Source organism: uncultured Aquimarina sp. (assembly GCF_947492115.1).
Lineage (GTDB): Bacteria > Bacteroidota > Bacteroidia > Flavobacteriales > Flavobacteriaceae > Aquimarina.
The window spans coordinates 1-24,798 of record NZ_CANLMM010000004.1 but is presented as its reverse complement, the minus strand read 5'-3'; the positions used below and the strand labels follow the sequence as shown (position 1 = coordinate 24,798).

Below are 24,798 nucleotides of genomic sequence, written 5' to 3'. Positions count from 1 at the left end.
GCTCATGAAAAACAAATCATATATTTTAAAGACTATATTTCTATTCATAATTATTATCCTTTTTTCTCCCGAAACACAGTCTCAGGTAGTCGTTATAGATCCTGGTCATGGATATACTTCAACAGGCGCTGATCCAGATGGAAGAACGGAAACCGAACATGCCACCGCGTTAGCAGTCGGACTGAAATTACGCACTAAATTACAGAACAGCTGTGGCAATTGGACAGTTCGAATGACCAGATCCACTAGAAACGGGTGGGTTTCCGTATCACAACGAAGAGTTATGGCAAACAGTTGGAACGCTGATCGTTTTATCAGTATTCACTGTAATGGTGGTGGGGGAACCGGAACTGAAACCTTTTGGTCAAAATCAAGTAACACACCAAACGCTAGTAATAGTCGTTTTTCTAGAGAAGTTCAAGATCAAATGGTCTCCAAAGGACAATGGTTTGACCGAAGATCTTCAGAAGATCGTCCCTATTTAGGCTATACTTTGGGGGTGCTAAACAAAAACAACGCGATAGGAATTCTAAATGAGATTGGTTTTGTAGATTCTTCGGATAAAAACAAATTATTGAATGATACATGGAGAGATCGATTTGCTGATGCATATGTGACTGCTCTTCTAAATAGTTTAGGAAATTGCTCCGGAGATAGCGGAGGTGATAATGGTGACGAGACGGATACCGAAGCGCCAACTACTTCGATTAGTGCTTCTGGAGGTAACACACAATCCGGTGATTTTACAGCAAATTTTAACGATAACGATAATATAGCAGTAACCAGAAAATTTTATCAAGCTCTCGAAAAATATGGCGATAACTGGTATGCTAATCGCGGTAATGGATTTTTTAATGATAATTTTAATGTGTTGTACTCTGGATATACAATAGGAGCTGGAAATTGGGATATTAATGATGGACATCTACGCCAATCCAACACCACTTCAGACAATACGAAATTAAACACCTTCTTATCACAAAACTCAGGCTTACCATATTTATACGAATTCTCTGCTAAAACTATTTCTACCAGTGGTCCAAGAAAATTTGGAATTCACATTATGGCTGATGATGTTACACAAACCCAAAGAGGAAACTCCTACCTAATATGGTTTAGTGGTGAGGATAATAGAGTAAGAATTTATGAAACTATCAACAATCAACTAAACTTTAGAGCCATTGGAGATGTAACTTTAGATAATAATTGGGCAAACTATAAGATCACCTACAGTCCAGCATTTGGAGTTATAGAAGTCTTTAAAAATAATAAATCATTATTACGTTGGACAGACACATCACCTATTAAAAATGGGAGTTCTATATCTCTTAGAACCAACAAAACTAGTATGGAGTTTGATGATCTAAAGGTGTACAAATTTAGAGTTGATAATACACAAACCATTACAGCAGGATCTTCAGTAACAAAAGATATTAGAAGAAGAAACGGAAAAATAAAAAGTTTGGTTCGCGATGGCGCAGGCAATTGGTCATTACCAGGAAATCTAGACGTAACCATCAGCTCTCTTTCTCGACAGAATCCGAACCTTTTAGATGACACAAAACTAGATAACAATAAAATAACTTTATATCCAAATCCTACTGATGGAAATGGTACAACACTACAATTTCCTTCTGTAAAAAATGAAAAATCAGTAATCAAAATCTATGATTTAACTGGCAAAAAAATAAAAACTATTACTTATAAAAGTTCAAATACTGGAGTTGTGAATCTAAATATTGATACCGAAATCTCTGATATATCTGCTGGACACTATTTTATAAAAATATCTAATTCCAGGATTTCAAACACCATCAATTTTATAAAACAATAACAATTCATTTACAGACTACCAAGCCTAACCATATCGCAACCATTGGTTAGGCTTTATAAAAAAAGAAAGGAGGTGACCTAACAAAATTAAAAACCAACTCCACCACCACAGATAACCACACAAATGCAAACTCATAAACTTCATACTAATGAAAAAAATAACTTTAATAATCTCTGTGGTTATTGTATTCTTATCATGTTCAAAAGACGACATTACAGAAATTCCAGAAAATAACTCTAATCAAAAATTACATTCTATAGAAGAAATAAATAATTATATTTCTGATCAACTCAAGAAAAATGGGGATCTCGATTGGACCAAAACCCCAACTGACATTTTGTGGAGTGCCTTAGTACACAGTGGAGGGTATTTAAATATTGGTTACGGAAATGAGGGTGAAAGCTTTTCTAACAACCGTTCTACCAGACTCATTAATATAAAATCAAAAATTTTAGAAATCATAGATGAGACAGAGGAGCAAGAAACTTCCAAATCCCTAAAACATGATGATGAAATCTTGAACTATATTGAAGTCCTAATTACAAAAAAAGAGACTCTTGAAAATATTAAAAAAGCATCCCATATTCGTTATGTAGAACCGAGTGAATACGACTATTTCTTACCAGATCCTGAAGAAAAAAACTTTGGATGTGCTTTTGAAGGAAGAATAGTTAACCCAGAAGACTATCGTGTTATCGCTCCTAATTCATGGGTGCCATGGACATTCGACATTCATAACATTCCTGAAGCTTGGGAATATAGTACTGGACGCGGAATTACGGTAGGAGTAATCGATTCAGGAATTTCGCAATCACAAAAATTCTTGGGAAGTGATTTTAATGATGGATTTTCTAACGGGCGAACAGTTAAACAATTCGGAACATTTGATGATTCTGTCTTTGATGATTGTGGACATGGAACAGCAATGTCGGCTGCTATTGCATCTCCGCGAAACGATGACGCTATGCCTGTAGGAGTGGCTTATAACTGTGATCTTGTTGTATACCGAGGAACCGGTGATGTACTTCTGGAAAGTAGAAAAGAAAGAAAAGCGGTTAGCAAAGCACTAAAAGAACTAGCAGATATGCCAGATGTTAAAATTATTTCCATGTCCATTGGCTGGGTTTGGACCGTAAGAAACATAAAAGATGCTGTAAAATATGCTTATTCAAAGGATAAAATGATTGTGGCTGCAGGAGGAACATCAACAACTTTTACTAACTGGTATGCTGTTATTTTTCCAGCGAGTATGAAAGAGACCGTTGCTGTAACGGGAATAAAAGAAAACGGAAAAAGATGTTCGATTTGTCATGATGGAAAAAAGATAGATTTTACAGTAGCTATGCAAAGAGATGCAGATTCTAATAGAACTATGCCTGTTTTAGGATTTAGCTCTGATGTAAGAAATGTAGTTGGAGGATCTTCTATCGCTACAGCTACTACTGCAGGAATCGCAGCTTTAGTTTGGGCAAAAAATCCAGATCTAAGTAGGCAGGAAGTTCTGGAAAAAATGCAAAAAGCAGGAGAATATTATCCTGATAGAAGCAATCGATACGGATACGGAAAAATAGACGTCGCAAAGGCTGTTCAATAATCTGATCTTTAATAAAAAAGGTTGCTAAAATTAGCAACCTTTTTTATTTGTTATTTTGTAACAGGTTTTCCTTTATATTTCCATTCGGTAATACCACCATCGAGATCATAGATCTTGGTAAATCCTGCCTTTTTCATATAAGCAGAACATTTACCGCTTCTACCTCCACGACCACAATAGACAGCCACAGGTTTAGTTTTATCAACTTCGGATAATAAAGTTTCAAAATTCTCATCCGTAAAATCAATATTAATAGCACCTTCGATATGTCCATCAGCATATTCTTGAGGAGTTCTTACATCCACCAGCTGTACTTTCTCCATTTCTAACAAGGAATCCATTTCCTCTACGGTAATAAGCTCTACTATTGCCGTATCTTTATTCTGATCTTTACAGTTGATAAATAACACAGAAAAGATCATCGCGATGGCTATTGTTTTAATTTTCATACGTATGAGTGATTTTTATTCAGCAACTTCACCATCCCAATTCATAAATCCGCCAAGCAAGTTATATGTAGTTTCGAATCCCATTTGATTCATCAGCGTACAGGCCTGAGCGCTACGACCTCCAGATCTACAGTAGACATAATAATTTTTTGATTTGTCTAATTTTTCGATCTCATCCAGAAAACCTTGCCCTTTTCTTATGTCTATATTCAGCATATTTGGAATAAAACCATCTTCTACTTCTTCTTCGGTTCTAACATCCAAAATTACTGCATTATCGTCTTTAGCAATTAGATCTTCCCATTGATCTTGAGTTATATCTTCGGCCATTGTATAGTTTCGTTTATTTAATTGTACGTAAAGATTAGTAATTCCTTACAAATATAAGTCACAAGGATGAATTCTACGAGAATATTAATCGCAATTATATCCGCTTTTCTTTAATTAAGCTTTAATGCTACAACCGATTGCTTTGGTAGTCTCTATGGCAATTTTTTTTCCTTTTAACAAGGCATTTACTGCATCTTCTACATACTTTTTATCTGCAGCAGCAGCATCTTTATAATTATTATCAATCGCACCAATATAACGCACTAAATTGCCAGTTCCTGTTTTTTCTAAGATATAAACGTGAGGTGTTTTAGTTGCTCCATATTGTGGATAGATCTTTTGACCATCGTCAAATAAGTAAGGGAATGTAAATCCTTTTTCTTTTGCGCGAACCTTCATTTCGTCAAAACTATCCGTTGGATAAGCTTTAGGATTATTAGGATTGATAGCGATAACGGGATATCCTTTTGTCTTGAATTTCTTATCCAATTCGATAATTCTATCTTCGTATGCAACAGAATAAGGACAATGGTTACACGTAAAAATAACGATAAACCCTTTGGCGTCTTTATAATCCTCTAAAGAAACCATCTTATCATCAATATTTTTCAATTTAAAATCCGTAGCAGTATCACCTATTGCATAGCCTTTATCAGCTTCATTTACATTAACTTTATCAATAGCAAATGCACTTACTGCAATTACTAGGACTACTACCACTAAAATTTTTAAAGTTTTCATTTTGTTTGCGTTATTAAGTTTTTCTGATATCCAAGCCCAAAAATATTATCATAATATTTTTTTAAGTTCTCTCTCTAATTCGTCATACGTAAAAGAGCGTTCATAAAAATTTGAAGTATTTCCTTTATATATTATGGTTGCAGGGATAGAACCTGACCAATTTTCATTTACTTTAGGAATCCAGTTATTAGCATCTGGATCATCCAATAATACTATTTTACTTTGTATGCGTTGTTTTTTAACGAAAGGAATCAGCTTAGACTCTACATGATTCGGTAAGTCTAAACTTACTAGTATTACTTCTACCTCTTTATTTGGATATCTACTATTAATAAGCTCGAAATAAGGAAGCTCTGCTACACAAGGTTTACACCACGTTGCCCAAAAATTAATGACACGTGTTTTCCCATCATCAATATTCAGAAGATGTTCGAAGTTTTCAAAATCGTACACAGGTATCTCCACCCCTTTGTCAGAAAAAACATTAGAAGCTTCAATAGCTATCTGTTGTTCTCCTTTACAATTCGATAACAATATCGCTAATCCTATATATAAGACCAATTTTCGCATTATACTAAAATATTAAAACGTGTTATTACCTAAAAGGAAATTAACAAGGTTTAAATAATTCATATAGATAATTTTAGGATTCTAGAACTTAGGTTAATTTGACAATAATAGTGTTTACCATTGTATCCATAATAATTTTAACAAAGAATTAGTATCTCTTTTAATTTTCTTAAAAGGCAAAATCTATACATTTGTATAAACAACAATTGTATACACAAATGAATATTGAAGATATCATAAAAACTAATGCATCTTTACCACTATCAAAAAAAGCAGTGATCAATTTATTTTACACAAATAGTATTATTAATGATCAGATTCATGCAGTTTTAAAACCTTTTGATATCTCTATCCAACAATTTAATGTTTTACGAATCCTAAAAGGACAAAAAGGAAAGCCATCTAATCTATCGACAATTCAAGAACGCATGGTAAGTAAAATGAGTAACACAACCAGACTGGTTGACAAATTAATATCTAAAGGTTACGTAAATAGAACTATCTGCCCATCAAACAGAAGAAAGGTAGAGATCACTATTACACCTCTTGGTATTGGTTTTTTAGATCAAACTAGTATTGCAGTAGAAGGATTAGAACAAAAGATTACCTCTAATCTTACAGAGCAAGAATTAATTACCTTTAATACATTATTAAACAAACTAAGAAGTTAAACAAGTAATCACAATTTAATAATCACTAATATTTCAAAATCATGAAAACCAAGCTTAAATTAGTAATTTTCGCATCTATTGTATTCATTACAGCATCTTCAATTGCGCAACAAAAAAAGATCAATGTTGCTGAAAGCACTATAGAATGGACAGGAAAAAAGATCACTGGTCAACATACAGGAACACTTAATTTTTCTAGCGGATTCTTGACTTTCACTAACAAGGAGTTAACTGGAGGAGAATTTGCCGTAGACATGACATCAATTCAAGTAACAGATCTTGAAGCTGGAAAAGGAAAAGAAAAACTCGAAGGTCATTTAAGTTCTGATGACTTTTTTGGAGTAAACAATTACGCGACAGCCAAATTAGTTATCAAAAAAGCAACAAAAATAGCAAATGGCTATAAAATAGCTGGTGACCTTACGATCAAGGGGAAAACCAACCCAATAACCTTCGATCTTGCCGTAAAGGGAAGCTCCGCAAGTACTACTCTTAGCATTGATAGAACTAAATACGATATTAAATATGGATCTGGTAGTTTCTTCGACAACCTAGGCGATAAGGCTATTAACGATGAGTTCGAATTAGCAGTAAACTTAAAAATGTAATTTTTTATTTTTTGAATTGTAATTAATTTATATATTTGAGCCAATTAAATAAAAAATGAATTTAATCTTAACAAATACTTGGTGGTGGTTGTCTTATAACGAAAACGTCGTGAGATAGCTCCTGTCATATAGTTAAGTAAACATATCAAAGGCTTGTCAAATCACGACAAGCCTTTTTTTATTGGCATAATCAAAGGGTATTCTAAAATATAAATATCAAAATTTAAAATGAGTTATACATTAACCACACATTTCAAACAAATTCTGGCTGATACCATTACACCGGTAAGCGTTTATCTAAAAATCAGAGATCGATTTCCTAATAGTTTGCTTTTGGAAAGTAGTGATTATAGAGGAAATGAAAACAGTTTTTCCTATATCTGTTGCAATCCAATTGCTAACATCAAAATAGAAAATGAGACCATCTATCAGTCTTTCCCCGATAAAACTCACATAGAAACCGCTATTACAGAAGAGACAAACATTCCTTTGGTTATTGAAAATTTTGGACAGCAATTCAAAACCTCTAAAAGCGATTTTAAATTCATTAATAATGGATTATTCGGTTATATCGCTTATGATGCCGTTCGCTATTTTGAGAATATCAGTATTACCAAAAAAGAAGGTGCTTTAGATATACCAGATATGCAATACACCGTTTATCAAAATATCATTGCCATCAATCATTTTAATAATGAAGCCTACATCTTTGCACATTGTTATGAATCAGAAAGTAATATTGCAGAAATAGAATCTCTTTTAAATGTAAAAAACTTCGCTTCCTACAACTTTAGTACTGTTGATGAAACCACCTCTAATCTGGATGATGAGCAATATAAGGAACATGTAGCCCTAGCTAAAAAACATTGTCAACGAGGAGATGTTTTTCAATTAGTATTGTCTAAACGTTTTTCTCAAAAATTCAAAGGAGATGAATTTAATGTATATCGTGCATTACGAAGTATCAACCCATCTCCGTACCTATTCTACTTTGATTATGGTGATTTTAAAATTTTCGGAAGCTCTCCAGAAGCTCAATTAGTAGTAAAAGACGAAATTGCCGAGATACATCCTATTGCAGGAACATTTAAACGAACCGGTAATGACGAGCAAGATGCTGAACTAGCAAAAAAACTTTCTGCTGACGAAAAGGAAAATGCTGAACATGTAATGCTGGTAGATTTAGCACGAAATGATTTAAGCCGTAACGGTAGTGAGGTTACAGTAGAGACCTATAGAGAAGTACAATTTTACTCTCATGTGATCCATTTAGTTAGTAAAGTTACTGGTAAAAAACACAAAGACACCACAACAATGCAAGTAGTTGCAGATACCTTTCCTGCTGGGACTTTAAGTGGCGCACCAAAACATATGGCAATGCAACTCATCGAAAAATATGAAACCGTGAACAGAGACTTTTACGGAGGCGCTATTGGATTCATGGATTTCTCCGGAAACTTTAATCATGCTATTATGATTCGTACATTTTTGAGTAAAAATCATACACTGCATTGGCAAGCGGGTGCGGGATTGGTAAACGAATCCAATGAAGAAAACGAACTACAAGAAGTATATAATAAACTAGGAGCATTAACCAAAGCATTAAAACTTGCTGAAGAAATATAAAGAGCTTACAAACTCTAACTAAAAAAATGAAAAAAGTATTAGTAATAGATAACTACGATTCATTCGTGTATAACCTAGTTCATTATTTAGAGGATCTAGGTTGCGAGGTGATAGTAAAACGAAATGACCAACTACATATCGAGGAAGTAGCTGCTTATGATAAAATATTACTTTCTCCAGGTCCTGGTATTCCAGATGAAGCTGGGTTGCTAAAGGACATCATTAAAACCTACGCGGATTCCAAAAGTATTTTTGGAGTATGTCTCGGGCAACAAGCAATTGGAGAAGTTTTTGGAGGAAGTCTTATTAATCTCGATGATGTATATCATGGCGTTGCTACAAAAGTAAAACTTACTGTATCTGACGAAGTGATTTTTGAAGGACTCAATGACTCTTTTGATGTTGGTAGATATCATTCTTGGGTGGTATCAGATGAAGACCTACCTTCTTGCCTAGAAGCTACTTCGTTTGACGAGAATGGGCAAATTATGTCTATCCGACATAAAGAATTAGACGTTAGAGGTGTTCAATTTCATCCAGAATCAGTGCTTACTCCCGATGGAAAAAAGATGTTAGAAAATTGGATTAATAATTAGTATCTGACACACACAAAAAGAAGTACAAAATCAAAACACACAATGAAAGCATTACTAAATAGATTAATCAATCACGAAACAATCTCTAAAGAAGAGGCAAAACAAGTACTTGTGAATATCTCTCAAGGAGCTTATAATCAAAGTCAAATTGCATCTTTCCTTACTGTGTATATGATGCGTAGCATTACTGTTGAAGAATTAGAAGGTTTTAGAGATGCACTATTAGAACTATGTATCGCAGTAGATCTTAGCGAATATAATCCTATAGATTTATGTGGTACTGGAGGAGATGGAAAAGATACTTTTAACATTTCTACACTCTCCTCTTTTGTTTCTGCAGGAGCTGGAATAAAAGTAACTAAACATGGTAATTATGGAGTTTCTTCAAAATGTGGTAGCTCCAATGTGATGGAACATCTAGGAATTAAGTTTAGTAATGACAAAGACTTTTTGAAAAGAAGTATCGATGAAGCTGGAATTTGTGTACTACACGCTCCCCTATTTCATCCCGCCATGAAGAATGTAGCTCCGATACGAAGAGAATTGGGAGTAAAAACGTTCTTTAATATGTTAGGACCAATGGTAAATCCAGCATTTCCAAAAAATCAAATCGTTGGAGTTTTTAACCTTGAACTGGCAAGAATGTACGGATATCTATATCAAAATACCGATAAAAACTTTACCATTATTCATGCATTAGATGGATATGACGAAATTTCACTTACTGGAAGTACTAAAACCATATCTAATAATACCGAAGGAATGCTTACTCCAGAAGATTTCGGGGTACAAGCTTTACAAATGGAAGATATTGTTGGTGGTGATTCCGTAGAAGAATCTGCTACTATTTTCATGAATATCCTGAGTGGTAAGGGTACCCAAGCACAGAATGATGTAGTTTGTGCCAATGCGGGTATGGCAATCGCCACTGTGGAAGGATTACAACCTAAAGAAGGCTTCGAAAAAGCAAAAGAATCGTTGCTATCAGGAAAAGGATTAACAGCCTTAAAAAAAGTACAGGAGTTAAGTTGTTAGTTATTGGTTAATAGTTGATAGTTTATAAATGGAATATACAGAATTAAAAGTGTGGAAAGAAACTAGACTATTAGTGAATACTATTTATAAAATGACCAAACTATTCCCAAAAGATGAGACTTATGGTCTAACTAATCAAATGAGAAGATGTGCAATTTCGATACCTTCAAATATAGCAGAAGGTTGTGGAAGAAAAACTCCAAAAGATAGTATTCATTTTTTTCATATTTCAAGAGGATCATTATATGAATTAGAAACACAGTTATATCTTGCATTAGATCAAGAGTATTGTACTGAAAAATCACATCAGGAAATATTGGATCAAATCATAAGTTGCAAAAAATTATTAAATGGTTTTATTAACTATTATGAAACTTTAAAAAATAAATGAACTATCAATCGATAACTATTAACCAGTAACAATTAACTGTCAACCGTCAACAAAAAACTATTAACCAAAAACGATCAACTATCAACAACACAATGAACATACTAGACAAAATAGTTGCCGATAAATACAAAGAAGTTGAACTTAGAAAAAGTATCATACCAGTTCAACAACTAGAAAATTCAGTATTATTTAATAGACAAGGAAACTCGCTTGCTGAGGCTCTACTCAACAGTGATACTGGAATTATTGCAGAACATAAACGTAGATCGCCTTCAAAAGCCGTCATTAATCAAAAGGTTAGTGTACAAGACGTAGCTATTGGATATGAAACCGCTGGTGTGTGTGGAATGTCAGTACTTACGGATGGAAAATATTTTGGAGGATCTTTGGATGATTTAGTACTTGCAAGAGCGTCCGCATCGATGCCTTTATTACGTAAAGAATTTATTATTGATGAATATCAGTTACTAGAAGCCAAAGCATATGGCGCAGATGTTATCTTATTAATCGCTGCAGTACTATCGAGAGATGAAATAAAATCACTTTCTGAATTTGCTAAAAAATTATCACTAGATGTATTATTAGAAGTGCATAATTTAGAAGAATTAGAAAAATCTATCATGCCTTCTCTAGATATGCTTGGGGTTAATAATCGTAACCTTAAAACTTTTGAAGTTAGTACGGATGTAAGCAAAGAACTTAGCAAACATATTCCTGATGACTTTGTAAAAGTTTCAGAAAGTGGTATTAGTAGTATCGAAGCTATCAAAGATTTACAGCAATATGATTACAAAGGTTTTCTAATTGGTGAAAACTTTATGAAAACAGAAAATCCAGGTCAGAGTGCTATAGAATTCTTAAAAGCATTGCAATCATGAAGCTAAAAGTCTGTGGAATGAAATATCAGGAAAATATGCAAGCAGTCGCTGAATTACAGCCGGACTATTTGGGCTTTATTTTCTATGAAAAATCACCCAGAAATTTTGATGGAGACATTCCAAAGTTACCTGATGAAATAAAAAAAACAGGAGTTTTTGTAGATGCTTCCATAGATTTTGTAATTGAGAAAGTAAAAAAACACAATTTTAAGGTAATTCAATTGCACGGAAACGAATCTTCGCAATATTGTAGAGATTTACAATCTGAGTTGGAGTGTTTTTCTGAAACAGAAAGTACTGAATCTATTGAAATATGGAAAGTTTTCTCAATCAAAGATCAATTTGATTTTGAAATACTAGAACCTTATGAAGGTATTGTAGATTATTTTCTTTTTGACACCAAAGGAAAAGAAAAAGGAGGCAATGGATACACATTTGATTGGAGTGTTTTAAACAACTACCCATCCGAAACACCTTTTATTTTAAGTGGTGGTATTGGATTAGATGAGATTGAAAAAGTAAAAGAAATTCTAAAAACAGATTTACCTATTTATGCCATTGATGTAAATAGTAAATTTGAAACAGCACCAGGATTAAAAAATATTGAGGAATTAAAGATTTTTAAAGAAGAATTAAATAGAATGCGTGAGGGATAGCAGTGTAAATCCCGGAGATTTGTTTTGCTCTGATTGTCATACTGAGCTTGTCGAAGTATAAACAGGGAAAAATAAAACGAGGAATTGCAACGGATAGCCCGACCTGAGAAGAGCGAAGGTCACGCCCAAAACATAAAAACAAAAATAAAATGAGCTATCAAGTAAATGAAAAAGGATATTACGGAGATTTTGGTGGAGCATACATCCCAGAAATGCTATATCCAAATGTAGAAGAATTACGATCTACGTATTTAGACATTATGAACGAACCTTCTTTTAAAGAAGAGTTTGATCAGCTATTACGCGATTATGTGGGTAGACCATCACCTTTGTATTATGCGAAACGACTTTCGGAAAAACATAATACCAAAGTGTACCTTAAACGCGAAGATTTGAATCACACAGGAGCGCATAAAGTAAATAATACGATTGGTCAGATCCTTGTCGCCAAAAAATTAGGTAAAAACAGAATCATTGCAGAAACAGGAGCGGGACAACATGGTGTGGCTACAGCAACCGTTTGTGCGTTAATGGGAATTGAGTGTATCGTATATATGGGAGAAATTGACATCAAACGTCAAGCTCCGAATGTAGCACGTATGAAAATGTTAGGTGCAGAAGTACGACCAGCAAAATCTGGAAGTAAAACCTTAAAAGACGCTACTAATGAAGCTATTAGAGATTGGATTAATAATCCAGTAGATACACATTATATTATTGGTTCTGCTATTGGACCTCATCCTTACCCTGATATGGTAACTCGTTTTCAATCTATTATTTCTGAAGAAATCAAATGGCAATTAAAAGAAAAAGAAGGTAGAGAAAATCCGGATTATGTTGTAGCCTGTATCGGTGGAGGAAGTAATGCTGCTGGAACCTACTATCATTTCCTAGACGAACCTAGTGTTGGTATCATAGCGGTAGAAGCCGCCGGAAAAGGAGTGAACAGTGGTGAAAGTGCTGCAACTTCGCAGTTAGGTAAAGAAGGGATTATTCATGGGTGTAAAACCTTATTGATGCAAACTCCTGATGGACAAATCACCGAACCTTATTCTATTTCTGCAGGATTGGATTATCCAGGTGTTGGACCGTTACATTCTCATTTGTACAAATCAGGACGTGGAGAGTTCTTTTCGGTAACTGATGATGATGCAATGACCGCTGGTTTAGAATTATCTCAGTTGGAAGGAATCATTCCAGCTATCGAGACATCACATGCCTTAGCAATTTTTAATGATAAAAAATTCAAACCAGACGATATTGTAGTGATTAGTTTATCCGGAAGAGGTGATAAAGATCTAAATACGTATATCGATTATTTTAAATTGTAAAATTAGCAATGAGTATTTAGTCGTTAGTGTGAAAATTCTAATGTCTGGAATACTTCGTTTCTTCCATATTTTATAGTTTAATACTCAATAAAATAATATAACTATATAAGAAAATTAAGAAATTATCATTCCAGCGTAGGCTGGAATCCATAATAAAACAAAATGCTAAAACCAGAACATCAATATGCTGTATATATTCTTTCAAACAAGAAAAACGGAACACTTTATATAGGGATGACTAACAATCTTGAAAGAAGAGTTTTTGAGCATAAAAACAAATTGATTGACGGCTTTACAAAAAAGTATAATCTGAATACATCGGTTTACTTTGAAACTCATCAGTATGTAAATAACGCTATTATAAGAGAAAAAAGATTAAAAACTTGGAAAAGACAATGGAAAATTAATCTTATAGAAGAAGACAATCTTTCTTGAAATGATTTGGCTTCCGATTGGTATAATTAAATATACAGAATAGATCCCAGCCTACGCTGGGATGACAAAATAAAGATAAACCATCTAAGAAAATTAACAGCTTGTATTTAATATCAAAGTCATTTTTACTCAACACTTTATACTAAATACTCAATATTAAAAAACATGAACAGAATAAACACAGCTTTAGCACAAGACAAAAAGCTATTATCTATATACTTTACTGCAGGATACCCATCGTTACATGACACAAAAAAAATCATTCAAGATTTAGAAAAAAGTGGTGTAGATATGATTGAAATTGGATTGCCGTTTAGTGATCCTTTAGCAGACGGTCCAACCATCCAAGAAAGCTCTACAGCTGCTTTAAAAAATGGAATGACCACCAAATTACTTTTCGAACAGTTAGAAGATATTCGAGAAACTGTTTCCATTCCGTTAATCATCATGGGATATTTTAATCCAATGATGCAATATGGTGTAGAGGCATTCTGCGCAAAATGCCAGGAAATAGGAATTGATGGTTTAATCATTCCAGATTTACCTGTTGCTGAGTACCATGAACAATATCAAGAAATCTTTGAAAAATATGGATTAATCAATGTATTTCTTATTACTCCACAAACTTCTGAAGAACGTATTCGTTTTATAGATAGTGTTTCTAATGGGTTTATTTATATGGTAAGTTCTGCAAGTACTACAGGTGCAAAAAACACTTTTGGTAATGTACAACAAGAATATTTTGAAAGAATAGAAGGGCTTCAATTAAAAAATCCGCAAATAGTAGGATTTGGAATTAGTAATAACGAAACCTTTTTACAAGCTACTAAAACAGCAAAAGGTGCCATTATTGGATCTGCTTTTATTAAACATCTAACCCAAAATGGCGCTGATGCGGTGGAAGATTTTATTAAGCAAATACGATAATATGGTACAAAACTTATAACATACTATATTTTTCTATATTTTTAATTCTAAATACATTGAGACAAATCCAAGAACTTTTATAACAACATCATAACTGATGAGTTTTATATCTATACCACTAATAATCGCAATTATTTTGATTTTCATATTCATTAAATGGTTCAAACCAGGGTTTTTAGAATTTAAAAAAGATATTCAGAAAAAACCAGAAGGCTTATTAGATGTAGATGATCGATATAACGTTAGTAAAGTTGAAAAGGAAAAGGAGCTCAACGATTTATTAGAAAAAATAAATGATCAAGGTATTGATAAACTAAGTAAAACAGAAAGAGAACGATTAGAAGAGCTATCTAAATAATTTTACTATTCTTTTTTGAATAAGTTGTCTAAGAATTTTTCTAATTTTTCTCTTTTTAATTGCTGAATATTAAGTTTGAGTTTTGATATAAAACCATAAGAGCCTCCATCGATTCGCATAGAACCAGAGATATACAATTCATCTTTATTATCTAAATGCATCTTTCCTAAATCGAGAATAGGATACTTAAGATAAATCGAAGTTTCACCATTTATACCATAGCTAGGATCTACTTCACCGGTATCTAATAATTTTTTGATCAGTATTTCAAGTTCATTATCCAAACTTGTAGAAATAATAAACACTTCCCCTTTTTTATTTACAACAAAATTAGTGTTATAAATATCAGCACTATAGCTCATTTTTCCACTGTCATAAAATGAGGTATCAGGTGTACCATCAACATCATATTTACGAATATGATAAACACCTTCAGAATCATCTTCCATTTGAGAGGTGTATAGCTTTTCATTACACAATATAATCTGATCAAAGGATTGATAATTCTCTTCTATAGTAATACAATCCAACTTATTATAAGCCATCTGATCACTATCCAAACTTGCCAAATAGGTAGCTTGCTCTTGTCCTCCATCTATAGATTCAGAATACGCTAATAACAACTGATCATTATCCATTGCAGAACAATTGAGTGTAAAATCATGATCGTCATATAAGCCAGCTGATAGTGTCTCTCCAACACCCGAAAGCTTAAGAATCCCAATCTTTTCTTTTTTAGCAGCACTATTAACGTTAAAATGCTGCACCTTGGCCACAACGATTATTTCGTCTGTAGAAGAAGCATGGATATATTGACCATAATTATCATCAAAATTATCCATAATATTCTTTTTGTAGAATCCGCTACTACCGAAACCAATATTCATCATACCATCTTCATAAAATTCATTTACGGAAACCATCCAGCTATGTCCATTCCAAAAATTAGATAGCACCAATACACTTCCGTCTTCTTTAGAATCAATTGCTACAGGTATTGTATACTCATTATTAAAACTACCTGTTCTAGCTGAAAAATCAGTATCCTTCTTACCGTTTTTATATAAACGTACCAAATGCTTTTTGGAGTCTGCCTCGTATAAGACATTAATCTTGCTTTCGGCAACAACATCGAAATCAATGATATGAGATGATTCTGATCCAAGTTCTTTAAATACTAACAAACCATTTCTAGAAAAATCTATGTCAAGCTGTTGGCCATAGGAATAGCCTGCTAGCAGAAATATAAAAACAAATAAATGATGAATTCTCATAACGAAATATCCTAGTAACTACTTTTAGTCACCTTCGCTAAGAGGTATTATTTCAGATGCAGACTAGGGGGACGAAAATAAATACTTGTTTGTATTTTGAAACAATTCATTTATTTTTAATCTGGCCTCAAAAAAAAGAATTAATCTTTTATAATGCAAGATTTTTCTTAATAATAAAACATTAATAACGTTAATAAAGTCAAAATAATATTTCATGCATAAACTTATTCTATTCTTAATCACTTGTACGTTATGTAATATTATAACCGGCCAAGAAGATTTTTACAAAAAGTTATCTGATGCTACCTTAACATTAACAGAACAAAAGGTTACGTACGACCCTTCTTATTTCTCCATTTCCTATCCTAATGGTGACGTACCTAGTGATAAAGGCGTATGCACCGATGTAGTTATAAGAGCTTATCGCAAACTAGGAATCGACTTGCAAAAAGAGGTACACGAGGATATGAAATCAAATTTTAGCAGCTATCCTAAAAACTGGGGATTATCTAAAACCGATAAAAACATAGATCACAGAAGAGTTCCTAATCTTATGAAGTTTTTTTCCAGATTTGGTACCGTAAAATCCATTTCCAATAAGCCCGAGGATTACCTTCCCGGAGATATCGTTTGTTGGAGTTTAGGTGGCGGACTCACGCATATCGGCTTGGTTGTAGATAAAAAATCCAGTGACCAAAAACGTTATCTCATCGTACATAACATTGGGGGTGGACAAGTACTAGCTGATTGTTTATTTGATTATACTATTATTGGTCATTATCGCTATCAAAAATAATACTCTCAATATCTAAAAGAACTCACGATATTGCATTACCCTAAAATCAATAGTATTAAATTTTGGGTCTTTACTTTTTAAATCTTTATAAAGTTGTAGACTACCAATAGCCCGATTTGCAGTACCTGAAGGAGCTGTTAATGAAACTGTTTTTATAAAACGATTGTCTAACTGAAACTGATGAATTCTGGGAACTTCGTTAGATACTACTTCCAATCTAAGATTATAATCTTTCAAATGTTTTCTAAAAAAATATTCCGGTCCATTTTTACTATTACCTCCAGTAAATATCAGCATCTCTATTTTGGGATATTGTTTTAAATAAGACACAATATCTCTCAGTTTTGGATTTTTCATTCCTAAATCTGAAGCATCTACTTTTTCACGAACACAACTACCCACAATATCGCAAACCCCTATTCCTCTTGAACTCAAAAAGTTTCTGCGCTGTTCTGCAGCTTCATGAGTCGTTTCAAATTTTAAATTTAGATCAAAAATCTTATCTAGTACAGGCCATAACAATCCATTGCTACTTCCATAACAGAAATCAACATCTCTTTCATTTAATTCTCCTGTTGTAAATCTCGGTGGCGGCAATGTCCCTACTATCAATTTAGTAGCACCTTCAGGGAAAAATGGCTCATATGGATGAATATGATGAAACACGCTTACATAATTTTATACTGATGGAAATAAAGTTCTTTTATGACAACTTTTAAATCGTATCTTAAAATTAAGATTAGAACTGAAAATAAATAAATGGTTGAAAATCGGCTGCATAAGTTTGATAACATATAATTGCTACTATTGTAGCTATAAGACCTTTGATAACAATATTACTTTTTATAAACTGTTCTAATATCCAATCTTTTGTTTTATAGGGTAACCAATGGGTAATATATCCTATGAGCATTACGATAAAAACCAATCTATACTCCCATAATACCGTTAGAGCGTTCCCCCAATCCATATTGGTCATTACTGCCTGATAGAAACGATCTATATGATCCATACTATTTCCTCTAAAGTAAATTCTAGTAAAAGTTATAAATGCGAATGTTAATGCAATTCTCCACAATAACGCATACCAAGCTGTAGAATTCTCATAAGGGCTAATTTTACGCCAATATTTATAGGTTACAATCCCAATACCGTTAAGACCTCCCCAAATAACAAATTTCCAAGAAGCACCATGCCAAAGGCCTCCAACCAACATTGTAATCATGATATTTACATTCCTATTAAAATGCCATGCTACTTTAGAAGAAAACACCGTTATGATTAATAAAAAACCTATGAAGGCTGTGGAAATGATAGCAACACCAAAATCCGCAAATGCAAAAGCTCCCAAAAAGGTAAATACAATGATAAAAACGTAAGAAAAAATACTTCCATTACGATTTCCTCCTATAGGAATATATAAATAGTCTTTTAACCAACTTGATAAGGATATATGCCAGCGCCTCCAAAAATCCCCACAATGAATAGCTTTATAAGGAGAATTAAAATTAACGGGCAATTTATACCCCATAAGTAGAGCCAATCCGATAGCAATATCTGTGTAACCGGAAAAATCTCCATAAATCTGCAAAGAATATCCGATCATTGCCATGATATTTGTAAATCCAGAAAACATATCCGGCACATCAAACACCCGATCCATAAAATTCATAGCGATGAAATCTGCAAACAACATCTTTTTAATCAATCCTTTTAGGATCATAAAAGTTGCATTACCAAATTCTTCTTTGGTAATTGAAATTTCCTTTCTGATTTGAGGAACAAAATCTGCAGCTCTAACGATTGGTCCGGCTACTAACTGAGGGAAGAAACTTACAAAAAACCCAAAATCAATGATCGATTTCAAAGGTTCTATTTGCTTTCTGTATATGTCTACACTGTAACTAATCGTTTGAAAGGTGTAAAAAGAGATTCCTACTGGTAAAATGATAGCATCTACGGTAAAATAATCTGCATTCGCCCATGAATTAGCAAATTGCGCTAAATAATTAATTACCTCATAATCTGTATTAAAAAGAGTATTATAGGATTCTGTAAAGAAATATGCATACTTAAAATAACATAGCGTACTAAGATTAATAATTACACTAAATGCAACCAGTAGTTTTTTTACTATAATTGATTTACTATGATATATAGCCTTCCCTAAAAAGAAATCATTTACAGTACTAAAAAGCAAAATACCAATAAACAAACCACTGGTTTTGTAATAAAAAAGTAAGCTAATCGCGAACAAATAAGCACTTCGTAAATTCTTTTTACTGTAAATAATTGCATACAGGAAATAGATCACTGCAAAGAAAATCCAGAAATCTGCTTGTGTAAATATCAAAGGAAAATCCTCCGAAAAAGAAAAAATGTCTATTAATCTATTCATTAATAATTTGATTCAAAACAGAATTAGGAGCTAACTGTAATTCTTTTTCCCATGAATTCGTAATAGCCTGTAATAATAAATCTGCTTTAATTCTATATCCCAATTGTGTAAAATGTATTCTGTCTTTTGGCATCAGTTTATGCTGATACCAATCTCTGGAAGAATTAAATCCTCCCATTATTTCATAAAAATCCCAAACGGCCATTTTATGTTTCTCGGCCAATTTATAGATAATTTTTTGCATTACCCTTGTTCTAGGATTTGGATATTTCCTTTTGTAATAAGAATCATTAGGTACAGTTAACAAAATAGCACAATCAGGATTGGCTTTTTGTACGTTCAAAATAAGATTCTCGTAATACATGGTATACTCTTCTGGATCAAAATCAGGATGATACGCATCATTGGTCCCGACCGAAACGATAAATAAATCAGGAGTATACAACATCAACTGATCATTAAAGAACTTACAGCGATCATAATAGCTAAAACTAGCACCATTAACTCCAATTGTAGTGTACTGTACTCCAGGATTATCATTCATAAGCTCCATTCCCATCATTAAAAACTCTGGGTTTTCTGGATTTCCTATTCTTTGTACACAAAACTCTAATTCTTCTAACGTTTGTGTCAATACGTATTCTACAAAATGAGCTTCTTTGTTTACTTTTGTGTCTGCTATTAAACCTTCTTCTTTAAATCGAATTTCATAATCTTCACTCCAGTTATCATAAAAGATTCGAATCCTATTAAAATCATATTGTTGCGCATCATACCCTCTGTGATTCGCCTTTATTTTAATATTAGCAACAGAGTCTTTGAAAACTGCTGTTACACCAGACATTCCCCAAGCAACACTATCTTTTTTGATGGAACAACGGTATCCAGTCCAGTTTCCGTCATACTCTACATTATAGTTACTTGGATTGTTCGTACGCGCTATTTTATATGGAAAAATAAAACCCCTTTGTCCTTTGGCAGTAGGGCTCATATGCTGTAAATACGTCCTTAATCTATTGGAATAAATATCTGCTTGAATATGAGAGCCTCCAATATGAAAAATATGAACATTTTCTTCTTTTCCTTTGGCAATGGTATCAAGTTTTCGAAATAGCTTCGCAAACGAAGGAGCATTTTCTACAAACTTAATCTGATTGGCTTTCCAATTGATAAATGAATATTTATTCTGAATGGTGTCCAAAGTGTAATCTTGTCCCCAGACTAAGGAACTACACAAAAACACATAAAAACATACTATTTTATGTTTCATCATTCAGTTCTTCTTTAAGATCTAGATATAAAGCGGTAAAAAATAATTCTGAAATAATTTTAGTTCCTTTCCATGTAAAATGCATGTAATCATTCGCAGTTAACTTCTCTTCTACCCAAAAAGGCATGGATCCCTTTCCTCCCATTGCATCGTACATACTCCAATAAGCAACATTATTCTCCGAACAAGTTTGTATGAGTTTTTCATTCAGATAAGGTAACAATGGATAAGTTTCCATTTTACCATTAACAGGAAGGCACATATCTGTAGGCCCAATAAATATAAAACTTGCATTCTTTGTCCTACGTCTTAACCAATTAATCTGATTTACCATAGATTTTGCATAGCTATCCACTTTTATAGAATCTTTAAGATATGGCATTGTATTCCCTCCATACTGCATAATTATGATTTTGGGGTTTAAGTTTCTTGCCATTTGTCCATATGCAGAAGCATTTGTACTAGAAAAAATGGTTCCCGAAGAACCTCGCATAGCCACATTATCCATTTGCACTTTTGAGCCTCCGTCCAATGTAAGTCCATAAAAATCTGCACTTATCTTACCTTCCAATTCTATTTTTAAATTACTTGGAGTAGTATTGGTTTTGATTTTATATTTATGATACTTACCATCTGCTTTTAAACTATCTTGTTGAATTAGCTTATCGTTGTTGTATACGGAAATTTTTATTGGATAGTTACAGTTTCCATAATGTAATCCAATATTCGTAAACCTTCTAAATTTAGCATAAGCTTTCTTAGATTTACCAATTACAACAGATGCTTTTATAATTGGCATAGAATCCAATGCAGTGCTATCTGGAGGCGTTTTAAGATGTTTTGTAAATCTCGAAACCGACATATAAGCACCATACTTTCTATGCTTAAACTTTTCTTGCGTGGGATCAAATCTGGCATACCTGAACCAATTCTCACTTGGTTTTACGATCGCTGCAATTTGATTATAAACAGGTTTCACAGGAATAAATCCTGGTCCGCTACCACCATACATCCCTTGCAATCTATTTCTAATATATCCTGTAATCCTATCCCCCTCAATTTGCGAATCTCCATAATGAATAATTCGACAAGATCGGGAAGAAAGCTTAGCTTGCAATTCTTTAGCAAAATCAGGATTGCTAGCAGGATAACGTATCCGTTCAATCTGAGTAGTATCTATTTTAGAAAAATCAGGACGTTGAATACTATCCTTTTTAGCAACCATATCAGGAGAAGTACTTTCTTCTAAATCCCCTTCGTCGGCTACAGGAGTAACAATCTCAGTTACTTTTAGTATATCTTCTTTAGTGAGCGAGGAATCTTTTTCTAAAGCTAAAAAAGTCTTATAAGTAGGATATTTTAAAGATAGACCTTCATAAGAAAATCCATCTTCCTGAATCTGTTCTTTTTGGATCCCTCCTTTTTGACTTAAAAACATTAGTCCAAATAATCCACCCAATATGAGTATTAAGAATAGGGATATTTGAATAGGTTTGATTTTCAAGATTCTCGGGGGACTTTGATTTCTGTAAAAATAGAAAGTTTTTGCGAAATGCAAAGGGAATATAAAGGGTTAATGCGAATCCAATCAGAATTATAGGTATTATTAGTTACTTAAATTAAATAAAAAGGTGATCAAATATTTACTCTAGGATAAGGATGTCAATAGTTTTTTAACGTCATTTACCACGCCTCGATATCTATTACGATTGGGTTTTGACATATGTTGAGATTCTAAAATAATTTCAGATAAGATTTCTTTTGCCTCTGCATCTTTTCCTTTTTCTAAAAAGAATTTAGCTAGTGTATAACGTTCTTCATAATTAGAATAGCGTTGATCTATTGGTTTCAGGTTTTTCTCTGCTTCTTCAGATTTCCCCTCTTCTTCCAGCGCCAAACCATATAAAAACTGACTTCTGGAACCTTTAAAATCCGATCGTTTTGAGATATGTTCTGCACAAAAAATAACTTTTTGGTATTCATTTGTTTGATAATACCCTTCTAATAGCTTTTTAACTACTCCAGGATCTGATGTATAATTCCCTTTTAAAGCTATTTCATATTCTCCGATACCAGATTTATAATCACCTATTTCATATAGAGCATCAGCCAGATTTATTCGATTTTGAAAGGTGTCAGCAAACTCTACTTGCCTTCTATGGTCATTAACTTTTTTTGTTGGATTAATGACACTTACAATTTCATTTTGCACTTTATCAAGATCTCTTTTATTAAATACTTGAGTTACCAAATAGATGAGGCTACCAATTACTGGAAGAAACAAAATCAAAAAGTACCAATAGTACTCACGTCTATTTTTAATTACATGATAAATACAAAAAACTTGCAACGCTATAATTAGGAAATAAGGCATGTCGCAAAAATAGAAAACTTAGCTATTTCTAACTAAAAATTTAGAGGCTTTAAAAAAGTAATTTAAGACACATTAAAAGTAACTTTTTCATGTCAAAAATCACTTTGCTAAAAGAAGCTTAAACAACCCAAAGTTATCAACAAAAAATAATTATCTATATTTACACCGTAAACATTTAAAAACCTCAGAGTCATAACAGTAAGTACTTTTAAAGAATAAAGCTCTTAATTTATATTGTTAATAACTTTTAAACAAGGTGTTGACAACTCTAAAAGAGGTATGCCCTAAATATTTTTAAAGTGAAAAAAAACACATTCTTTTTTTTATTATTGATTATATTACATAACGCTCATAGCCAGTGTACTATAGAAAATGAAGACCAGACACTTATCGGTGCCACAACGGGTAATTCTGGACAAAGCTTCACTCCTACTTGCAATGGAATTCTTGATAATATTAGAGTGGTAGCGACTTTTAGCACACTGGTCACGGTTACCCTAAGAAGCGGAGAAGGATACTCTGGAACAATCTTAGGAACACTTAGCAACCAATCAACCAGTCCATCCGGAAATCCTATAACGTTTACTGAATTTGATTTTTCAACCTTAAACATAATATTAATCGCAGGACAATCCTACACCTTTGATGTTTCTAGTGAAATTAATCTAATTTATGACAACGATGATGCTTTAGACTATATTGGTGGACAACGTTATCAAAATGGAAGTGCGCAAGTGGGAACTGATCTGTTATTTAATGTAAATCTTACTGCTATTCCTTGCACCGATCCAGATGTACCAATGGTAACCCATAGTCCTACAACAATTTGTAATGGCGAATCCACCACTTTAACAATCAACGGAAATCTTAATGATGCTACAGAATGGCATATTTATACAGGATCTTGTGGAGGAACTGAAATAGGAACAACCACCTCATCAACTTTTGTAGTTACACCATCCGCTGCAAATACTACTTATTTTGTAAGAGGTGAAGGTGGTTTATGCGTTGTACCAGGTGCTTGTGGAAATACTAACGTGGTTGTTACTCCAGACGATGTCGTTACTTTTAATGCTCCTGCAGATCTATGTATCGATGCTGGAATACAAACAGGATTAGGTGACGGCAGTCCAAGTGGAGGAACGTATTCTGGGAACGGTGTAACTGATGATGGCAATGGAACTACTTATTCTTTTAATCCTACTACCGCAGGAACAGGAACCCATACAATAACATATACCAGTTCGGGCACCTGTAGTTCTAGTGCAAGTGATACTATAGAAGTATTTGAATTACCAATAGTATCCTTTACAGCTCCTGCTGATCTATGTGTAGATGCTGGAATACAAACAGGATTAGGTGGTGGAACTCCGAGTGGAGGAACGTATTCTGGAAATGGAGTAACTGATGATGGCAATGGAACTACTTATTCCTTTAATCCTACTACCGCAGGTACAGGAAATCAAAATATTACCTATAGTTTTACCAATGCAAATGGATGTACCGATACTGCTTCTGATACTATAGAAGTCTTCGATCTGCCAACAGTATCCTTTACAGCTCCAGCTGATCTATGTGCAGATGCTGGAATACAAACAGGATTAGGTGGTGGAACTCCGAGTGGAGGAACATATTCTGGAAATGGAGTAACTGATG

General features: G+C 33.4%; 25 protein-coding genes and 1 pseudogene. 16 read left to right on the top strand and 10 right to left on the bottom strand.

What is annotated here, in order from left to right; all coding sequences use genetic code 11:
- Window positions 1-4 precede the first annotated feature (4 nt).
- Both Q1A73_RS13370 and Q1A73_RS13365 read left to right on the top strand, forming a co-directional pair.
- Window positions 5-1,834, top strand: coding sequence for an N-acetylmuramoyl-L-alanine amidase (locus tag Q1A73_RS13370; protein ID WP_299606456.1), 1,830 nt, complete (start codon window positions 5-7; stop codon window positions 1,832-1,834).
- Between the two features lie 148 nt (window positions 1,835-1,982).
- The gene (locus tag Q1A73_RS13365) at window positions 1,983-3,428 is read left to right on the top strand and encodes a S8/S53 family peptidase (RefSeq protein WP_299606453.1); all 1,446 of its coding nucleotides are present in this window, start codon (window positions 1,983-1,985) and stop codon (window positions 3,426-3,428) included.
- A 50-nt stretch (window positions 3,429-3,478) separates the two neighbouring features.
- On the opposite strand, the gene Q1A73_RS13360 is transcribed toward Q1A73_RS13365, so the two are convergent.
- The 4 genes from Q1A73_RS13360 to Q1A73_RS13345 form a co-directional block, all read right to left on the bottom strand.
- Window positions 3,479-3,877: a rhodanese-like domain-containing protein gene (locus Q1A73_RS13360; protein ID WP_299606450.1), complete on the bottom strand. Its 399-nt coding sequence runs from the start codon at window positions 3,875-3,877 to the stop codon at window positions 3,479-3,481.
- Between the two features lie 15 nt (window positions 3,878-3,892).
- Entirely contained in the window at window positions 3,893-4,207 is a 315-nt protein-coding gene (locus Q1A73_RS13355; protein ID WP_299606447.1) for a rhodanese-like domain-containing protein, read from the bottom strand.
- 114 nt (window positions 4,208-4,321) lie between these two features.
- Window positions 4,322-4,948 (bottom strand): thioredoxin family protein, encoded by a 627-nt coding sequence (locus Q1A73_RS13350; RefSeq protein WP_299606445.1) that lies wholly within the window; start codon window positions 4,946-4,948, stop codon window positions 4,322-4,324.
- A 48-nt stretch (window positions 4,949-4,996) separates the two neighbouring features.
- Window positions 4,997-5,518: a TlpA family protein disulfide reductase gene (locus Q1A73_RS13345; protein WP_299606443.1), complete on the bottom strand. Its 522-nt coding sequence runs from the start codon at window positions 5,516-5,518 to the stop codon at window positions 4,997-4,999.
- A gap of 191 nt (window positions 5,519-5,709) precedes the next feature.
- Here Q1A73_RS13345 and Q1A73_RS13340 point away from each other — a divergent pair, with 191 nt between their 5' ends.
- From Q1A73_RS13340 to Q1A73_RS13285, 12 genes are all read left to right on the top strand, one after another.
- Complete coding sequence (locus tag Q1A73_RS13340) at window positions 5,710-6,189, top strand: MarR family transcriptional regulator (protein ID WP_366141458.1); 480 nt, start codon at window positions 5,710-5,712, stop codon at window positions 6,187-6,189.
- Between the two features lie 41 nt (window positions 6,190-6,230).
- Window positions 6,231-6,797: a YceI family protein gene (locus Q1A73_RS13335; RefSeq protein ID WP_299606440.1), complete on the top strand. Its 567-nt coding sequence runs from the start codon at window positions 6,231-6,233 to the stop codon at window positions 6,795-6,797.
- 228 nt (window positions 6,798-7,025) lie between these two features.
- On the top strand, window positions 7,026-8,423 hold the full coding sequence (locus Q1A73_RS13330; protein ID WP_299606438.1) for an anthranilate synthase component I family protein: 1,398 nt from the start codon (window positions 7,026-7,028) through the stop codon (window positions 8,421-8,423).
- 26 nt (window positions 8,424-8,449) lie between these two features.
- Entirely contained in the window at window positions 8,450-9,019 is a 570-nt protein-coding gene (locus Q1A73_RS13325; RefSeq protein ID WP_299606435.1) for an aminodeoxychorismate/anthranilate synthase component II, read from the top strand.
- Window positions 9,020-9,061: 42 nt separating this feature from the next.
- The gene (gene trpD / locus Q1A73_RS13320; RefSeq protein ID WP_299606432.1) at window positions 9,062-10,054 is read left to right on the top strand and encodes an anthranilate phosphoribosyltransferase; all 993 of its coding nucleotides are present in this window, start codon (window positions 9,062-9,064) and stop codon (window positions 10,052-10,054) included.
- A gap of 28 nt (window positions 10,055-10,082) precedes the next feature.
- Window positions 10,083-10,445, top strand: a complete 363-nt coding sequence (locus tag Q1A73_RS13315) for a four helix bundle protein (RefSeq protein ID WP_299606429.1) — start codon at window positions 10,083-10,085, stop codon at window positions 10,443-10,445.
- Between the two features lie 92 nt (window positions 10,446-10,537).
- Window positions 10,538-11,323 carry an indole-3-glycerol phosphate synthase TrpC gene (gene trpC / locus Q1A73_RS13310; RefSeq protein ID WP_299606426.1) on the top strand — a complete coding sequence of 262 codons (786 nt, stop codon included), beginning with the start codon at window positions 10,538-10,540 and terminating at the stop codon, window positions 11,321-11,323.
- The gene (locus tag Q1A73_RS13305) at window positions 11,320-11,979 is read left to right on the top strand and encodes a phosphoribosylanthranilate isomerase (RefSeq protein ID WP_299606423.1); all 660 of its coding nucleotides are present in this window, start codon (window positions 11,320-11,322) and stop codon (window positions 11,977-11,979) included. The genes trpC and Q1A73_RS13305 overlap by 4 nt, the downstream gene beginning before the upstream one ends.
- Before the next feature lie 149 nt (window positions 11,980-12,128).
- Window positions 12,129-13,310, top strand: coding sequence for a tryptophan synthase subunit beta (gene trpB, locus Q1A73_RS13300; RefSeq protein ID WP_219010584.1), 1,182 nt, complete (start codon window positions 12,129-12,131; stop codon window positions 13,308-13,310).
- Window positions 13,311-13,472: 162 nt separating this feature from the next.
- A complete protein-coding gene (locus Q1A73_RS13295) occupies window positions 13,473-13,745 on the top strand; it encodes a GIY-YIG nuclease family protein (protein ID WP_299606412.1) in 273 nt (90 codons plus the stop codon).
- Window positions 13,746-13,910: 165 nt separating this feature from the next.
- Complete coding sequence (trpA, locus tag Q1A73_RS13290) at window positions 13,911-14,672, top strand: tryptophan synthase subunit alpha (protein WP_299606409.1); 762 nt, start codon at window positions 13,911-13,913, stop codon at window positions 14,670-14,672.
- Between the two features lie 97 nt (window positions 14,673-14,769).
- On the top strand, window positions 14,770-15,030 hold the full coding sequence (locus Q1A73_RS13285) for a DUF6576 domain-containing protein (protein WP_299606406.1): 261 nt from the start codon (window positions 14,770-14,772) through the stop codon (window positions 15,028-15,030).
- 5 nt (window positions 15,031-15,035) lie between these two features.
- Here Q1A73_RS13285 and Q1A73_RS13280 read toward each other — a convergent pair whose 3' ends face one another.
- Window positions 15,036-16,304 (bottom strand): hypothetical protein, encoded by a 1,269-nt coding sequence (locus tag Q1A73_RS13280; RefSeq protein WP_299606404.1) that lies wholly within the window; start codon window positions 16,302-16,304, stop codon window positions 15,036-15,038.
- 214 nt (window positions 16,305-16,518) lie between these two features.
- Here Q1A73_RS13280 and Q1A73_RS13275 point away from each other — a divergent pair, with 214 nt between their 5' ends.
- Window positions 16,519-17,100, top strand: coding sequence for a DUF1287 domain-containing protein (locus tag Q1A73_RS13275; RefSeq protein ID WP_299606401.1), 582 nt, complete (start codon window positions 16,519-16,521; stop codon window positions 17,098-17,100).
- A 12-nt stretch (window positions 17,101-17,112) separates the two neighbouring features.
- Here Q1A73_RS13275 and Q1A73_RS13270 read toward each other — a convergent pair whose 3' ends face one another.
- From Q1A73_RS13270 to Q1A73_RS13250, 5 genes are all read right to left on the bottom strand, one after another.
- Complete coding sequence (locus tag Q1A73_RS13270; protein ID WP_299606398.1) at window positions 17,113-17,766, bottom strand: uracil-DNA glycosylase family protein; 654 nt, start codon at window positions 17,764-17,766, stop codon at window positions 17,113-17,115.
- A gap of 73 nt (window positions 17,767-17,839) precedes the next feature.
- Window positions 17,840-19,498, bottom strand: a complete 1,659-nt coding sequence (locus Q1A73_RS13265; RefSeq protein WP_299606395.1) for an MBOAT family O-acyltransferase — start codon at window positions 19,496-19,498, stop codon at window positions 17,840-17,842.
- Window positions 19,491-20,771, bottom strand: a complete 1,281-nt coding sequence (locus Q1A73_RS13260; RefSeq protein WP_299606392.1) for a GDSL-type esterase/lipase family protein — start codon at window positions 20,769-20,771, stop codon at window positions 19,491-19,493. Before Q1A73_RS13260 ends, Q1A73_RS13265 begins: the two co-directional genes overlap by 8 nt.
- The gene (locus Q1A73_RS13255) at window positions 20,758-22,272 is read right to left on the bottom strand and encodes a lipase (protein ID WP_299606390.1); all 1,515 of its coding nucleotides are present in this window, start codon (window positions 22,270-22,272) and stop codon (window positions 20,758-20,760) included. Before Q1A73_RS13255 ends, Q1A73_RS13260 begins: the two co-directional genes overlap by 14 nt.
- A gap of 144 nt (window positions 22,273-22,416) precedes the next feature.
- Window positions 22,417-23,019 carry a hypothetical protein gene (locus Q1A73_RS13250; RefSeq protein ID WP_299606387.1) on the bottom strand — a complete coding sequence of 201 codons (603 nt, stop codon included), beginning with the start codon at window positions 23,017-23,019 and terminating at the stop codon, window positions 22,417-22,419.
- A gap of 422 nt (window positions 23,020-23,441) precedes the next feature.
- Between Q1A73_RS13250 and Q1A73_RS13245 the strand changes: the two are divergent.
- Window positions 23,442-24,798, top strand: a pseudogene (locus Q1A73_RS13245) (hypothetical protein); the annotation flags it as partial.

Excerpts from the sequence above, each read along its gene's own strand:
- Q1A73_RS13370 (WP_299606456.1), top strand. The coding sequence starts at position 5 with ATGAAAAACAAATCATATATTTTAAAGACTATATTTCTATTCATAATT.
- Q1A73_RS13365 (WP_299606453.1), top strand. The coding sequence starts at position 1,983 with ATGAAAAAAATAACTTTAATAATCTCTGTGGTTATTGTATTCTTATCA.
- Q1A73_RS13360 (WP_299606450.1), bottom strand. The coding sequence starts at position 3,877 with ATGAAAATTAAAACAATAGCCATCGCGATGATCTTTTCTGTGTTATTT.
- Q1A73_RS13355 (WP_299606447.1), bottom strand. The coding sequence starts at position 4,207 with ATGGCCGAAGATATAACTCAAGATCAATGGGAAGATCTAATTGCTAAA.
- Q1A73_RS13350 (WP_299606445.1), bottom strand. The coding sequence starts at position 4,948 with ATGAAAACTTTAAAAATTTTAGTGGTAGTAGTCCTAGTAATTGCAGTA.
- Q1A73_RS13345 (WP_299606443.1), bottom strand. The coding sequence starts at position 5,518 with ATGCGAAAATTGGTCTTATATATAGGATTAGCGATATTGTTATCGAAT.
- Q1A73_RS13335 (WP_299606440.1), top strand. The coding sequence starts at position 6,231 with ATGAAAACCAAGCTTAAATTAGTAATTTTCGCATCTATTGTATTCATT.
- Q1A73_RS13330 (WP_299606438.1), top strand. The coding sequence starts at position 7,026 with ATGAGTTATACATTAACCACACATTTCAAACAAATTCTGGCTGATACC.
- Q1A73_RS13325 (WP_299606435.1), top strand. The coding sequence starts at position 8,450 with ATGAAAAAAGTATTAGTAATAGATAACTACGATTCATTCGTGTATAAC.
- trpD (WP_299606432.1), top strand. The coding sequence starts at position 9,062 with ATGAAAGCATTACTAAATAGATTAATCAATCACGAAACAATCTCTAAA.
- Q1A73_RS13315 (WP_299606429.1), top strand. The coding sequence starts at position 10,083 with ATGGAATATACAGAATTAAAAGTGTGGAAAGAAACTAGACTATTAGTG.
- trpC (WP_299606426.1), top strand. The coding sequence starts at position 10,538 with ATGAACATACTAGACAAAATAGTTGCCGATAAATACAAAGAAGTTGAA.
- Q1A73_RS13305 (WP_299606423.1), top strand. The coding sequence starts at position 11,320 with ATGAAGCTAAAAGTCTGTGGAATGAAATATCAGGAAAATATGCAAGCA.
- trpB (WP_219010584.1), top strand. The coding sequence starts at position 12,129 with ATGAGCTATCAAGTAAATGAAAAAGGATATTACGGAGATTTTGGTGGA.
- Q1A73_RS13295 (WP_299606412.1), top strand. The coding sequence starts at position 13,473 with ATGCTAAAACCAGAACATCAATATGCTGTATATATTCTTTCAAACAAG.
- trpA (WP_299606409.1), top strand. The coding sequence starts at position 13,911 with ATGAACAGAATAAACACAGCTTTAGCACAAGACAAAAAGCTATTATCT.
- Q1A73_RS13285 (WP_299606406.1), top strand. The coding sequence starts at position 14,770 with ATGAGTTTTATATCTATACCACTAATAATCGCAATTATTTTGATTTTC.
- Q1A73_RS13280 (WP_299606404.1), bottom strand. The coding sequence starts at position 16,304 with ATGAGAATTCATCATTTATTTGTTTTTATATTTCTGCTAGCAGGCTAT.
- Q1A73_RS13275 (WP_299606401.1), top strand. The coding sequence starts at position 16,519 with ATGCATAAACTTATTCTATTCTTAATCACTTGTACGTTATGTAATATT.
- Q1A73_RS13265 (WP_299606395.1), bottom strand. The coding sequence starts at position 19,498 with ATGAATAGATTAATAGACATTTTTTCTTTTTCGGAGGATTTTCCTTTG.
- Q1A73_RS13260 (WP_299606392.1), bottom strand. The coding sequence starts at position 20,771 with ATGATGAAACATAAAATAGTATGTTTTTATGTGTTTTTGTGTAGTTCC.